General features: G+C 65.0%; 12 protein-coding genes. 6 read left to right on the top strand and 6 right to left on the bottom strand.

Annotation, left to right across the window (positions count from 1 at the left end; translation table 11 throughout):
* Positions 1 to 56: 56 nt before the first annotated feature.
* The 5 genes from ACXAEH_RS07580 to ACXAEH_RS07560 all read left to right on the top strand — a co-directional run bounded on the left by ACXAEH_RS07580 (position 57) and on the right by ACXAEH_RS07560 (position 6,816).
* A complete protein-coding gene (locus ACXAEH_RS07580) occupies positions 57 to 1,793 on the top strand; it encodes a sensor histidine kinase (RefSeq protein WP_475031852.1) in 1,737 nt (578 codons plus the stop codon).
* Positions 1,790 to 3,019 carry a sigma-54-dependent transcriptional regulator gene (locus ACXAEH_RS07575; protein ID WP_475031851.1) on the top strand — a complete coding sequence of 410 codons (1,230 nt, stop codon included), beginning with the start codon at positions 1,790 to 1,792 and terminating at the stop codon, positions 3,017 to 3,019. Before ACXAEH_RS07580 ends, ACXAEH_RS07575 begins: the two co-directional genes overlap by 4 nt.
* A gap of 636 nt (positions 3,020 to 3,655) precedes the next feature.
* Positions 3,656 to 4,657 (top strand): DctP family TRAP transporter solute-binding subunit, encoded by a 1,002-nt coding sequence (locus ACXAEH_RS07570; protein ID WP_475031850.1) that lies wholly within the window; start codon positions 3,656 to 3,658, stop codon positions 4,655 to 4,657.
* A 105-nt stretch (positions 4,658 to 4,762) separates the two neighbouring features.
* The gene (locus ACXAEH_RS07565) at positions 4,763 to 5,440 is read left to right on the top strand and encodes a TRAP transporter small permease (protein WP_475031849.1); all 678 of its coding nucleotides are present in this window, start codon (positions 4,763 to 4,765) and stop codon (positions 5,438 to 5,440) included.
* Positions 5,440 to 6,816, top strand: a complete 1,377-nt coding sequence (locus ACXAEH_RS07560) for a TRAP transporter large permease (protein WP_475031848.1) — start codon at positions 5,440 to 5,442, stop codon at positions 6,814 to 6,816. Before ACXAEH_RS07565 ends, ACXAEH_RS07560 begins: the two co-directional genes overlap by 1 nt.
* 193 nt (positions 6,817 to 7,009) lie before the next feature.
* Here ACXAEH_RS07560 and tpiA read toward each other — a convergent pair whose 3' ends face one another.
* The 4 genes from tpiA to ACXAEH_RS07540 form a co-directional block, all read right to left on the bottom strand.
* Positions 7,010 to 7,759 carry a triose-phosphate isomerase gene (tpiA, locus tag ACXAEH_RS07555; RefSeq protein WP_475031847.1) on the bottom strand — a complete coding sequence of 250 codons (750 nt, stop codon included), beginning with the start codon at positions 7,757 to 7,759 and terminating at the stop codon, positions 7,010 to 7,012.
* Positions 7,760 to 7,922: 163 nt separating this feature from the next.
* Positions 7,923 to 8,282 carry a HesB/IscA family protein gene (locus ACXAEH_RS07550; RefSeq protein WP_475031846.1) on the bottom strand — a complete coding sequence of 120 codons (360 nt, stop codon included), beginning with the start codon at positions 8,280 to 8,282 and terminating at the stop codon, positions 7,923 to 7,925.
* 180 nt (positions 8,283 to 8,462) lie between these two features.
* Entirely contained in the window at positions 8,463 to 9,671 is a 1,209-nt protein-coding gene (locus tag ACXAEH_RS07545; protein ID WP_475031845.1) for a glycerophosphodiester phosphodiesterase family protein, read from the bottom strand.
* Positions 9,672 to 9,772: 101 nt separating this feature from the next.
* Entirely contained in the window at positions 9,773 to 10,135 is a 363-nt protein-coding gene (locus ACXAEH_RS07540) for an SUF system Fe-S cluster assembly protein (RefSeq protein ID WP_475031844.1), read from the bottom strand.
* A 239-nt stretch (positions 10,136 to 10,374) separates the two neighbouring features.
* On the opposite strand from ACXAEH_RS07540, the gene ACXAEH_RS07535 reads away from it, so the two are divergent.
* The gene (locus tag ACXAEH_RS07535; RefSeq protein WP_475031843.1) at positions 10,375 to 11,130 is read left to right on the top strand and encodes a hypothetical protein; all 756 of its coding nucleotides are present in this window, start codon (positions 10,375 to 10,377) and stop codon (positions 11,128 to 11,130) included.
* 222 nt (positions 11,131 to 11,352) lie between these two features.
* On the opposite strand, the gene ACXAEH_RS07530 is transcribed toward ACXAEH_RS07535, so the two are convergent.
* Together ACXAEH_RS07530 and ACXAEH_RS07525 are read right to left on the bottom strand one after the other, a co-directional pair.
* Positions 11,353 to 11,631, bottom strand: a complete 279-nt coding sequence (locus ACXAEH_RS07530; RefSeq protein WP_475031842.1) for an NfeD family protein — start codon at positions 11,629 to 11,631, stop codon at positions 11,353 to 11,355.
* Positions 11,631 to 12,521, bottom strand: a complete 891-nt coding sequence (locus ACXAEH_RS07525; RefSeq protein WP_039125938.1) for an SPFH domain-containing protein — start codon at positions 12,519 to 12,521, stop codon at positions 11,631 to 11,633. The genes ACXAEH_RS07530 and ACXAEH_RS07525 overlap by 1 nt, the downstream gene beginning before the upstream one ends.
* Between the last annotated feature and the right edge of the window lie 59 nt (positions 12,522 to 12,580).

Here is a 12,580-nt window from a genome sequence, read left to right as displayed (position 1 = left end):
GCTGATCTTGCCGTTGCGGCTGGCCAATGCAAGGGGCGCGCTGTTAACGTGGCACCATGAAAACACAGAGATTTCTCCGCTTCAGCCTGCCGGCCGGGTTCCTGCTGGCGGTGGCGGCGCTGGCGCTGGCGGTCTGGTCCTATGGCTACCGGCAGGCTTTGGACAGCCTGGCCGAGCGCAGCGCCGCGGACCTGGCGCTGGCCTCGGACCGGGTCAGCAGCCAGTTGCAGATCTACCAGGAGCTGGCGGTGCTGACCGCCGGGCATCCGGTGCTGGAGGACCTCTCCACTGCCGCGGCGCGGGAACGGGCGGCGGCGCTGCTGCGCGCGGTGGCGGACAAGACCGCGGCGCTGGACGTGTTCTTTGCCGGTGCCGATGGGGCGGTGCTGGCGGCCGCGGAAGGGGTGCAGGGGGCCAGCGTGGCGCAGGAAGGCTATTTCCGCCGCGCCAAGCAGGGCGCCCTGGGCACCGGCCACGGGGTTTTGCAGCCCGAGGGCAAGCGTGCCTATTTCTACGCCGCCCCGGCCTTTGCCGCCGATGGCAGCGTGCGCGGCGCCTTGGTGGTGGTGGCCGATGTGGCGGATGTGGAACAGACTTGGCGGGGCTCGCTGCCGGCGGTGTTTTTCACCGGGGCGTCGGGGGAGGTCTTTATTGCCAACCGCTCGGAACTGCTGTTCTGGCGGCAGGGCGAGGGCAGCCCGGAGGTGATGCGCCGGGAAATCCATGGCGGGCATGAGATCTGGTCGCTGCAGGGCAGCCCCTATCTGCCGCGGCGGGCCCTGCATCTGGCGGTGCAGCTGCCGGTCATAGGCATGACCGGAGAGATTCTTGTGGATGTGGCGCCGGCCCGGCGGATTGCGGCCTTGCAGGCGGCGGCGCTGGCGGCGGTGTGCCTGGCCTTTGGCGCGATACTGTTTTTTGTGATGGAGCGGCGGCGCACCCTGGCGGAGGCCAATACGGTGCTGGAGAGCCGGGTGGCGGCGCGGACCAAGGCGCTGTCGGCGGCCAATGCGCGGCTGCGCCGGGAAGTGCGGGAACGGATGGAGGCGGAGGCCGCCTTGAAACAGGCGCAGCAAGAGCTGGTGCAGGCGGGCAAGCTGTCGGCGCTGGGGCAGATGTCGGCGGGCATCAGCCATGAGCTGAACCAGCCCTTGATGGCGATCCAGCAATATGCCGAGAACGGGTCTGCTTTTCTGGAGCGCGGCAAGGCAGAGCGGACCGGCGAGAACCTCGGCCGGATTGCCGATATGGCAGCGCGGATGGCGCGGATCATCAAGAACCTGCGCGCCTTTGCCCGCAATGAAAGCGAGCCGGTGGGGCGGGTCGATCTGATCAAGGTGCTGGAGGATGCGGTGGAGCTGACCCAGGCGCGGCTGCGCGCCTGTTCCGTGCGCCTGGACTGGGCGCCGCAGCCGCGGGGAGAGGTCTTTGTGCGCGGCGGCGAGGTGCGCTTGACCCAGGTCTTTGTCAATCTGATCAACAATGCCGCGGATGCGATGCTGGACCAGGAGGACCGGCTGATCCGGATTGCGGTGCGGGGGGGCGCGCCGCTGGCGGTGACGGTGGGCGACATCGGCCCCGGGCTGAAGGAGCCGGAGAAGGTCTTTGATCCGTTTTACTCGACCAAGGCGGTGGGCAGCTCGGAAGGCATGGGGCTGGGGTTGTCGATTTCCTACGGATTGGTGCAGAGCTTTGGCGGCAATATCCGCGGCGCCAACACCGCGGAAGGGGCGGAGTTCACGGTGGAGCTGGAGCCCTGGGGCGCAGCAGGCGAAAGGGAAGATGCCGCATGACACGCAAGGTGCTGCTGGTCGATGATGATGCCGATCTGCGCGCGGCGCTGGCGCAGACGCTGGAGCTGAACGATCTGGAGGTGGTGGTCTGCGGCTCTTTCGTGGCGGCCAAGGATCATATCACGCCGGGCTTTGACGGCATTATTGTCTCGGACATCCGGATGCCGGGGCGGGACGGGTTTCACCTGCTGGAGTATGCCCGCGGCGCCGATGAGGAGCTGCCGGTGGTGCTGCTGACCGGCGAGGGCGATATTCCGATGGCGGTGAAGGCAATGTCGCAGGGGGCCTTTGACTTTCTGGAGAAACCCTGCGCGCCTGCGGATTTCCTGGCGGTGCTGGAGCGGGCCTTGAAAACCCGGGCGCTGGTCTTGGAGAACCGGCGGCTGAAGCGGCAGCTGGAGAGCGGCGACCCGGCGGCGCGGCTGCTGTTTGGAGGTTCGCCGCAAGCCGAGGAGATGCGGCGGCGGGTCAGGGCGGTGGCGCCGACGGGCGCGGAAGTGCTGGTCACCGGCGCGCCTGGCAGCGGCATTTCCAAGGTGGCGGAGGTCATTCATCTGATGTCGCCGGCCGGGCAGGGGCCGTTTGTGAAACGGCCTGCCGCCGGGCTGGCAGCGGAGGCAGTTGCGGAGCGGTGCCGGGAGGCGGCGGGCGGGTCGCTGTTCCTGGATGAGGTGCAGGCGCTGCCGGAGCCTGCGCAATATGCGCTGCTGGAGCATCTGGAGCAGGGCAATGGCACAAGGGTCATCGCAGGCACCAGCGGCGATCTCGCAGCACGGGTGCAGGCGGGCGGCTTCAATCCGGACCTGTTTTACCGGCTGGATGTGATGCGGGTGCGGATCCCCTCGCTGGCGGAACGGCCGGGTGACATTCCGGTGCTGTTCCGCCATTACGTGGCGCAGGCCGCCGAACAGGCGGGGGTTGAGCCGCCGGAGATTGCGCAGGAGCATCTGGCGGCGCTGATGGCGCAGGACTGGCCGGGCAATGCGCGTTCGCTGATGTCGGCGGCGATGCGGTTTGTGCTGGGCATGCCGGAGGAGGCGGCGCAGTCGGCGGGCTTGGGTCTGGCCGAGCAGATGGCGCAGGTGGAGCGGTCGCTGCTGATCGCCGCACTGGGGCGGCAGAACGGGCGCGCGGCTGCGGCCGCCGAAGCCCTGAAGCTGCCGCGCAAGACGTTTTATGACAAGCTGGCGCGCTATGGCATCCGGCCCGAGGATTACCGCCGCTGAGGGGCGGAAGGTCTGTTCCGGCCAATCTTGCCGGGTCATGAGGAGGCGGCGCCGCCTGCTGCCCGGTCAGGGCAAGGGGGCGGAGAGAGGATGGGGGTGGTTAGGCCCCATGCCCGCTGAAAGCCTTCGTATGGGGCGCCCCTGCACCCAATGAGGAGGTGGTCTTGGGGGCCCTGCGGTCTCCTGGCGGTGCGGGGTGTCAGCCCGCACCATTTTGTCGCGACGGGCAGGAGTATTGCAGAGCCGGGTTAAGGCGGCGCAAGCGGGGCGGGCGCTGGCTGCGCGGCTGGCGCAACACCCTGGCGGGCGGTGGGACAGGCGGGGGCGGATGCCTCCGGCGGGAGTATTTTGGCAAAGAAGAAGCGGCCGATTCCCTTCTGGACGTGTAAGGCGCTAACAATTGTGCGGATTTCCGCACAGATGGAAAAGCGGCCTGTGCGGGATTTCGCACAGGTCCTGCCGCAGGCTGGCGGGCGGAGCGGGGCGGGCTTTGCAAGCGGCGGAAAAATAACGGGAAATTTCGCTCCTTTATGATTCTCGAATCACTTCTTGAGCGGTGCCCCGCGAGTCCCGATGCTGCTGGCAGTCTTCAACTCTGCGCTGAGGAGCGCAGCGAATTCCCTGGGAGGAGAGATCATGAAATTCCTGACCACTGCCGCAACAGCCTTGGCCCTGGCCGTGACCGCAGGGGCTGCATCCGCGGCCTGTGACGATGGTGAAATCGTGGTGAAGTTCAGCCATGTCACCAACACCGACAAGCACCCGAAGGGGATTGCCGCGTCGCTGCTGGAGCAACGGGTGAACGAAGAGATGGACGGCACCATGTGCATGGAGGTCTATCCGAACTCGACGCTGTACAACGACAACAAGGTGCTGGAAGCGATGCTGCAGGGCGATGTGCAGCTGGCCGCGCCCTCGCTGTCGAAGTTCGAGAAGTTCACCAAGCAGTTCCGCCTGTTCGACTTGCCGTTCATGTTCAAGAACATCGAGGCGGTGGATGCGTTCCAGGCCTCTGAAACCGGCCAGGAGATGCTGGACTCGATGCAGCGCCGCGGATTGCAGGGGCTGGCTTACTGGCACAACGGCATGAAGCAGATGTCGGCGAACAAGCCGCTGGTGGAGCCCGCGGATGCCAACGGGCTGAAATTCCGGGTGCAGTCCTCGGACGTGCTGGTGGCGCAGATGGAAGCGATTGGCGGCAGCCCGCAGAAAATGGCGTTCTCTGAAGTGTACGGCGCGCTGCAGCAGGGGGTTGTCGACGGGCAGGAGAACACCTGGTCCAACATCTACGGCAAGAAGTTCTTTGAGGTGCAGGACGGCGTCACTGAGACCAACCACGGCGCGCTGGACTATCTGGTGGTGACGAGCGTGGACTGGCTGGACAGTCTGGACCCGGCAGTGCGCGACCAGTTCCTGACCATCCTGTCGGAAGTGACCGCAGTGCGGAATGCTGAATCCACCAAGGTGAACGGCGAGGCGCGGCAGGCGATCATCGACGCCGGCGGCGTGGTGCGCGAACTGACCCCTGAGCAGCGCGCGGCCTGGGTCGAGGCGATGAAGCCGGTGTGGGAGAAATTTGCAGGCGACGTCGGCCAAGAGAAGATCGACGCCGCGCAAACCATCAACGCAGGCCTGTAATCCGGGCCTTCCCGGGGTGCCTGTGCAGGCGCCCCGTTTTGAGCAGGCGGCGTGGGGATCCGCCGCCTGCTTTTCTTTTTCCGCTGACAATTTGGGGGAACTGCCATGACGGGGTCCAGAACCGGCCCAATCGGGTTTATCCATGCACTCGAAGAAACCCTGATCGCGCTCCTCCTGGGGCTGATGACGGCCATTACATTTGCCAATGTGATTGCGCGGTTTGTGTTCAATTCCAACATTCTGTGGGCGCTGGAGCTGACCGTGTTCTTGTTTGCCTGGCTGGTGCTTTTGGGGGCGTCTTATGCCGTCAAGGTGCATGCGCATCTGGGGGTCGATGCTGTGATCAACATGCTGGGTGCGCCTGCGCGCCGGGCGGTGGGGCTGTTTGCCGTTGGCTGCTGCATTGTGTTTTCGCTGCTTCTGCTCAAAGGGGCATATGACTATTGGGCGGTGTTTGCCGACCTGCCGCCCACCTCGGGGCGGTGGTTTCCAGCCGGGTTCGACATGAAGGCGCGCAGCCAGAGCTTCTATGAGGTGCAGGACGTGCCGATGGTGAGCTACCTGAAGTTCCTGGAAGATCTGATCAATTATGGCGAGGCTTACGAGAAGCTGCCCAAGGTGGTGCCTTACCTGGTGCTGCCGGTGTCGATGCTGCTTCTGGTGTTCCGCTTTATTCAGGCGGCCTTGCAGATTTTCCGCGGCGAGGCGGACCGGCTGGTGGCCAGCCACGAGGTCGAGGACGAGATCGCCGAAGTGCAGGCGCAGCGCGGGGAGCATGACTGATGGAAGTGGTTATTCTCTTTGCGATGGTGATCGGGCTTTTGCTGGTCGGGGTGCCGATTGCGGTGTCGCTGGGCCTCAGCTCCACCATTTTCCTGCTGATCTATTCCGACAGCTCACTGGCGAGCGTGGCAGGCACGCTGTTTGAAGCCTTTGAGGGCCATTTCACCCTGCTGGCGATCCCGTTCTTCATTCTGGCCTCGTCCTTCATGACGACGGGCGGCGTGGCGCGGCGGATCATCCGGTTTTCCATCGCCTGCGTCGGGCACCTGCCGGGCGGGCTGGCGATCGCCGGTGTCTTTGCCTGCATGCTGTTTGCCGCTTTGTCGGGGTCTTCGCCTGCGACCGTGGTGGCAATCGGTTCGATTGTGATCGCGGGCATGCGGCAGGTTGGGTACTCCAAGGAGTTTGCAGCGGGCGTGATCTGCAACGCAGGCACGCTGGGCATCCTGATCCCGCCGTCGATTGTGATGGTGGTCTATGCGGCGGCAGTTGAGGTCTCGGTGGGGCGGATGTTCCTGGCCGGTGTCATTCCGGGGCTGATGGCGGGGCTGATGCTGATGGTCACCATCTATGTGATGGCCAAGGTCAAGAACCTGCCCAAGGGCGAGTGGAAAGGCTGGGGTGAGGTTCTCACCTCGGCGCGCGAGGCCGGCTGGGGACTGTTCCTGATCGTGATCATCCTGGGCGGCATTTATGGCGGTATCTTCACGCCGACCGAGGCTGCGGCGGTGGCGGCGGTCTATGCCTTCTTCATCGCGAGTTTTGTCTACAAGGACATGGGGCCGCTGTCGAATGGCGAGGGTGCGGCCAAGACTTCGCTGCTGAAGAAGCCCTATGCGCTGCTGACCGCTTTCTTCCATGGCGACACCAAGCACACGCTGTTTGAGGCCGGCAAGCTGACGGTCACCCTGTTGTTCGTGATCGCCAATGCGCTGATCCTGAAACATGTGCTGACCGATGAGCAGGTACCGCAGCATATCGCCAACGCAATGCTGTCGGCGGGGTTCGGCCCGGTGATGTTCCTGGTGGTGGTGAACGTGATCCTGCTGATCGGCGGCCAGTTCATGGAGCCTTCGGGCCTCTTGGTGATTGTGGCGCCGCTGGTGTTCCCGATTGCCATCGAGCTGGGCATCGACCCGATCCATCTTGGGATCATCATGGTGGTGAACATGGAAATCGGCATGATTACCCCGCCGGTTGGGCTCAACCTCTTTGTGACCTCCGGCGTGGCGGGCATGCCGATGATGGGGGTGGTGCGGGCGGCACTGCCGTTCCTGGCGGTCTTGTTCGTGTTCCTGATCCTGATCACCTATGTGCCGTGGCTCTCGACTGTGCTGCCAAACGCGGTGATGGGGCCGGAGATCATAACGAAGTAAGGTCTGAAAGAAAGAAACGCCCCGGGACACCGGGGCGTTTTCCGTTCCAGGGAAGGGGCGCTGCCCCTCTTGGCCCTGGCGGGCCAATTCACCCCGGAGTATTTCGGACCAGAAAGAAGCGCGAAAGAAATCCGCTGCTTCTTTCTGGTCTTAAATACTCAAACGGCCGCAGGCCGGCGCCGCAAGGCGCGTCTCAGCTGGCCTCAAGTGACGCGATGATGGGGGAGAAATCCGCCGCCTTGAGGCTGGCGCCGCCTACAAGCGCGCCGTCGACGTCAGCGACGGCGAAGATGTCTGCGGCATTGGAAGGCTTGACCGAGCCGCCGTAGAGCAGGCGGATGCTCTCTGCGGTCTCTGCCCCGAAACGGGCGGTGAGTTCGGCGCGCAGGAAGCCGTGGACCTCGGCGATCTGGTCCAGCGTCGGGACTTTGCCGGTGCCGATGGCCCAGACCGGTTCATAGGCGATCACGGTGTTTACGCCGGTGGCGGCGGCGGGCACGGAGCCTGCGAGCTGGCTGCCCGCGATCTTGAGGGTGTCGCCGGCCTCGCGTTCCGCCAGGGTTTCGCCGATGCAGATCACCGCGGTGAGGTTTTCGGCAATGGCGGCTTCCGCCTTGGCGCAGACCTGGGCGTTGGTTTCGCCATGATCGGCGCGGCGTTCGGAATGGCCGAGGATCACGGCAGAGGCGCCGGCATCTTTCAGCATGGCAGCCGACAGATCGCCGGTATGGGCGCCCGACGCATTGGCGTGGCAATCCTGGCCGCCGATGGCAACGGCGCTGCCCTTTGCGGTCTCCGCGGCGCGCGACAGCAGGGTTGCGGGGGGGCAGATCAGGATGTCTGCGGCAGGGCTGGCATGGCTTTCGGCCAGCGCCGCCAGTTCCGCCAGGCTTGCGCCGGTGCCGTTCATCTTCCAATTGCCTGCTGCCAGTTTCCGCCGCATGGGGGGTGCCTCCGATCCGCGTCATTTGGCGTGACTGGTAGCACTGGCGGCAGGGCGGCGCAATTCGCTTGAGGGGGAATTGGGGGGTATTGGAGCGGGCCGCAAAAAAGGCGGGGAAAGCCCCGCCTGCTGTCTTCTTTGCGATGCCCCTGCGGCGGCCGGGTCAGGCGCCGGGTGCTTCCTTGAAGGAAATCAACTCGCCGCAGCCGCAGGCCTCGGCGACGTTGGGGTTGTTGAACTTGAAGCCGCTTTCCAGCAGCGTCACCTCATAGTCGATCTCGGTGCCGAACAGGAACATCTGCGCCATCGGCGCGATCAGGATGCGGGCGCCGTCCTGCTCCACCACCTCGTCGTTGGTGGCGGGCGCATCGACATATTCCATGGTGTATTCCATGCCCGCGCAGCCGCCTTTCTTGACGCCGATGCGCAGGCCCGCGTGGCCGTCCTTGGCCATCAGCCTGGCGATCTGCGCCGCCGCCTTGGGCGTCATGGTCACGGCCTGTTTGCCGGGAATGCCGAACATGGGTTTCTCCTTACACTCCCCATCTATCTAGGACGGGCACCGGGGCGCCTCAACCCCGCATCGCTGCGGAATCGGGGCCAGACAGCAGAATAACATAAATCTTTGATGCGGAAATTAAAGAGGCTGCCAGCGGTGCGGGGAGGCGGCCCTCTTTTACCGGCGTTCCGGCCGGGTGTGCGGTCAGAGCCCCATGCAGTTCGCGTAGTAGGTGACGGTGGCGGGCCAGTCGGAGAAGACGCCTTCGACGCCCACGTCCTGCGCCAGCACGTCCAAGAGCTGGTAATACATGCCGTCGCCGGTGGTGGCCTCTGCGACCGGCTGAAAGTACCAGCCGCCGCCATCCGCCAGCGGGCCGGAGCGTTCCAGGGTCCAGGTGAACAGCTTGAGGCCCGCGGATTTGGCCGCTTTGGCATAGGCCGAAGGCACGATCCGGCCGTCTTCGAGGGTGACCAGCATCCACATCGGCGGGGCGAGGTAGTTGACGCCCCTGGCGTGCAGCGCCGCAAAGTCATGCGGGAAGGTTTCCGGGTTGTTCGCGTCAAAACTCTCCTGCCGGTAGCTGCTGTCCAGCAGCACCGCCTGTTTGCCGAAGGCGGGTTCGTGTTCGATCCAGTAGAGCACATCGGCGAGGTGGAAGCTTTGCACCCAGACCTCCGCAGGCGGAATGCCGGCGGCCTTGTATTCATCAATCAGTTTCTGGGCGTAATCTTCTTGCGTGAAGCCGTTGAAGGGCATCGCCACGGCGGGACTTTTCAGCTCAGGGGTGAACTTGGCGCCCAAGGATTTGAACAGGGTAATCGAGTCCGCATGGCTCATGCTGGTGGCATTGCCGGCATAGAGGGTGGTGCGCCAGTCTGCGGTGCCGCCCTGATAGGCCTTAGCCGTTGCTGCGGTTCTGTCGGCGCTGTCCATTTTGGGCCGCAGGCGGCGGAACTCGGCCAGGGTGATCTCGGAGGTGCGGCATTCGGCTGTCGCCGGTGCATCGCCGTCCGCAGGGGTGAAGGGCTGGATGCAGGTGGCGGCCAGATCCGTGGTCAGGATATTGGTGGTGGTATGCAGGCCGTTCTGGGCGTGGCGGCAGACCAGCTCCAGATCCCTGGTGAAGGTCACGTCGCATTCCAGCAGGCCTGCGCCCATCTGCGCCGCGGCCCGGTTGCCCTCGGCGCTATGTTCCGGAAACATCAGCGGCGCGCCGCGGTGGCCGATGGAGAAATCCGTGCGCGCGGGTGGCTGGCCGGCACAGGACTGCAGTTTGTCCTTCAGCGGGCCTTCGGGCATCTGGCTGATCAAATAGGCCGGGCGCGGGCCGTAGCTGAGCGCGGGCAGCTCTGCCGGGCTTGCGGCGGGGCACAGGAACAGGGCTGCGGCGAGCAGCAGGGCAAGGCGCATGGGGCGGCTCCGGTTTTGGCTGCCGCACTTTAGGCTTGCAAGGCGCCACAAGAAAAGGCCCCCGCGGTTGCAGGGGCCGAAATCAGTCTGTGCTGCCGGGCTTACATGAACCCCAGTTCCAGCCGGGCCTCGTCGGACATCATCTCCATGCCCCAGGGCGGCTCCCAGGTGAGCTCGACATCGACGCTCTTGACGCCGTCCACAGGCGACACCGCATCGACGATCCAGCCCGGCATCTCGCCTGCCACCGGGCAGCCCGGCGCGGTCAGGGTCATGATGATCCTGACGTCGTTGTCGTCGTTGATGTCGATCGTGTAGATCAGTCCCAGCTCGTAGATGTTCACCGGGATTTCCGGGTCATAGACGGTGCGGCAGGCATCGGTCACGGCCTCGTACAGCGGGTGGCTGACGGAGGAGGGCGCGATCAGCGGTGCGCCTTCAAGAGGTTCGGAGGGGTTGGTCATGGTGATCCCGGTCTGATATTCCGACCGTTTATATAGGAAAACCCCGGCCCGGCGTCCAGAGGCGGCGGCAGGGCAGAGGCGCATGTTCTGTCTGCCAGCCGCTGCGGGATCATTTGATCTGCACGGGTTTGCGCGCTAAGTTGTGGTTCCCCCAAGATGTTTTGCAATGCTGCCCGGGCGCAGCGGGCCGGGCGGTGTCCTGGCCAAGCTGCGGGCTCCGGCAGGAGTCTGGAGGAGACATGCCGAAACCAACCGTCCTGCAACCCTTTGCGGCTGCCGCGGTCTTTGCGCTGGCGGCGGTGCTGGGGCAGGCAGCCGGGGCGCAGGATCAGGGCGCCTGGCAGTGGCAGATCACCCCCTTTGCCCTGGCGCCGTCGATCGAGGGGACAACGGAACTGGGCAGTGCAGGAGGCGACGTTTCCATCGACGCAGGCGATGTGTTCGATCAGCTGCGCGCCGGCGGCATGCTGCAATTCGAGGGGGCGCATGCCAGCAATTTCGGGTTCCGGCTGCGCTATGGCGTGCTGGATTCGGACAGCACCGGGTCAAGCGGCGGGACAGCGGTGCCGCTGCGCTATGACCAGACCCTGGGCGAGGCGGTGGTGACCTACCGCTTTGGCGGCAGCCGCAACCGGTTCGAGCTGTTCGGGGGCTTGCGCCATTGGGACGTGGACACGGTAGCGGAGCTGCCGGGCGGCACGCTGCAACAGGGCGGCAGCTGGACCGACCCGATCGCCGGCCTGCGCTGGCAGCGCCGCCTGTCGGATGAATTCTCGGTGCTGCTGGAAGGGGACGCCGGGTTTGCCGGAGACTCCGAGGAAAGCTGGTCGGCGCTGGGCGGCCTGGTCTATGACCGCTGGGAAAACGCTTCGATCTACCTGCTCTACCGCGGGCTGGGGGTGGAGTATCAGGAGGGCACCCGCGGCACCGCTGGCTTCTTCCGCCATGATGCGGTGACGCACGGGCTTCTGGCCGGGGTGGGGTTCAGGTTCTGACGCTGGCGTGCCGCTGCCGGATTATGCGCCTGCGGCGCATGCCTGCGGCGCGAGTATTTGGGACCAGAAAGAAGCGGCAGGCCCCAAAAAGGCGGCAGGCCCTGTGTGCTTCTTTCTGGTTGAAAATACTCCGGGGGTTTGGGGGCTGGCCCCCAATTGACAGAGGGTTTGGGGGCTGGCACCGATTGGCTGGCTGGTAAGGCTGCCGCGCCCTTCTGCATCTCAGTCGTTGATATCGTGGTTGAATGTTTTCACCTGGCCCTTGGGCAGGGCGAAGTAACGTCTCAGCAGCAGCCAGGCGGCCAGAGAGATGCCTGCAAAGATCAGCAGCAGCAGCGGCAGGCCCCAGGCGGCGCCGGTGGTCAGCAGCATCAGGCCCACGAGCCCGGCGCCGATGGCAAAGCCGAGGAAGACAAAGCCCGGCACCAGCACCTCGAGAATGGCCAGCACCAGCGCCGCGGCGCACCAGACCCACCAGAGTGTCCAGATTTGACTCTCCATCACAGGCGTCCCTTCAGCAGCTTGAAGGCGTCGCCAAAGGCCTCCATTGCGTGGGCCGGCAGGACGATGGTCTGCTTGCCGTCGCCATTGCCAAGCGCATTCAGCGCCTCAACCTGTTTCAGTGCCACCTGGTATTGCGCGGCCTCGATGCCGTGCTCACGGATCGCCTTGGCAACGACCTGAGTCGCATAGGCTTCGGCCTGGGCCTGCACCCGGCGGGCCTTGGCGGCCTGTTCAGCGGCGTAAAGCTCGGCGTCGGCGGCCAGCTCGACCGCGCGTTTCTGGCCTTCGGCCTCGGTCACCTGGGCGCGGCGGGCGCGTTCGGCGTTCAGCTGCTGCAGCATCGCGTCGCGGGTGGCCTGGTCGAGGTTCACATCCAGGATCTCGGCCCGGGTCACTTCGATGCCCCAGTCATCGACGGCGGTTTCCACCGCCTCCTGAATGCGGGAGATCAGCTGGGCGCGGTTCGACTGCACCTCGTCCAGGTCCATCTTGCCGATTTCGGCGCGCACGATGCCGGCCACGGTGGTGGCAATGGCGCCGTCGACGTCGCGGATCCGGTAGACGGTCTTTTCCGGCTCCAGGATGCGGTAGAACACCGAGGTGTCGATCTGCACCAGCACGTTGTCCTTGGTGATCGCGTCCTGGGTGGCATTGGGCAGCTGGCGCTCCAGGATCGAGATCTTGTGGCGGGCCACGTCCAGCAGCGGCACGATGAAGTTGATGCCGGGCCCCAGGACCGAATGCAGGCGGCCAAACCGTTCGACCACATATTTTTCCGACTGCGGCACGATCTTGATGCCCTTGAAGATAATGATGACCAGCAGCACCGCCCCGAGAATGTAAAGGAGGTTGCTGGAGAGAAGCTCCAGGATGAGGTCTTCGTTCATGAAAAGGTCCTTTGCTTGCTCAATGGGTGCGGGCAGTTCGCCGCCGGCGGGCGGCAGAG

This window comes from Leisingera sp. ABM4_060 (assembly GCF_056158765.1).
Note: the sequence above shows the minus strand (reverse complement) of the source record. Positions and strands in the feature narration are given on the sequence as shown.

Bases quoted from the DNA above. Each gene is read 5' to 3' on its own strand.
- ACXAEH_RS07525 (WP_039125938.1), bottom strand. From the start codon at position 12,521: ATGAACGAAGACCTCATCCTGGAGCTTCTCTCCAGCAACCTCCTTTAC.
- ACXAEH_RS07530 (WP_475031842.1), bottom strand. From the start codon at position 11,631: ATGGAGAGTCAAATCTGGACACTCTGGTGGGTCTGGTGCGCCGCGGCG.
- ACXAEH_RS07545 (WP_475031845.1), bottom strand. From the start codon at position 9,671: ATGCGCCTTGCCCTGCTGCTCGCCGCAGCCCTGTTCCTGTGCCCCGCC.
- tpiA (WP_475031847.1), bottom strand. From the start codon at position 7,759: ATGCGGCGGAAACTGGCAGCAGGCAATTGGAAGATGAACGGCACCGGC.
- ACXAEH_RS07575 (WP_475031851.1), top strand. From the start codon at position 1,790: ATGACACGCAAGGTGCTGCTGGTCGATGATGATGCCGATCTGCGCGCG.
- ACXAEH_RS07565 (WP_475031849.1), top strand. From the start codon at position 4,763: ATGACGGGGTCCAGAACCGGCCCAATCGGGTTTATCCATGCACTCGAA.
- ACXAEH_RS07540 (WP_475031844.1), bottom strand. From the start codon at position 10,135: ATGACCAACCCCTCCGAACCTCTTGAAGGCGCACCGCTGATCGCGCCC.
- ACXAEH_RS07535 (WP_475031843.1), top strand. From the start codon at position 10,375: ATGCCGAAACCAACCGTCCTGCAACCCTTTGCGGCTGCCGCGGTCTTT.
- ACXAEH_RS07550 (WP_475031846.1), bottom strand. From the start codon at position 8,282: ATGTTCGGCATTCCCGGCAAACAGGCCGTGACCATGACGCCCAAGGCG.
- ACXAEH_RS07580 (WP_475031852.1), top strand. From the start codon at position 57: ATGAAAACACAGAGATTTCTCCGCTTCAGCCTGCCGGCCGGGTTCCTG.
- ACXAEH_RS07570 (WP_475031850.1), top strand. From the start codon at position 3,656: ATGAAATTCCTGACCACTGCCGCAACAGCCTTGGCCCTGGCCGTGACC.
- ACXAEH_RS07560 (WP_475031848.1), top strand. From the start codon at position 5,440: ATGGAAGTGGTTATTCTCTTTGCGATGGTGATCGGGCTTTTGCTGGTC.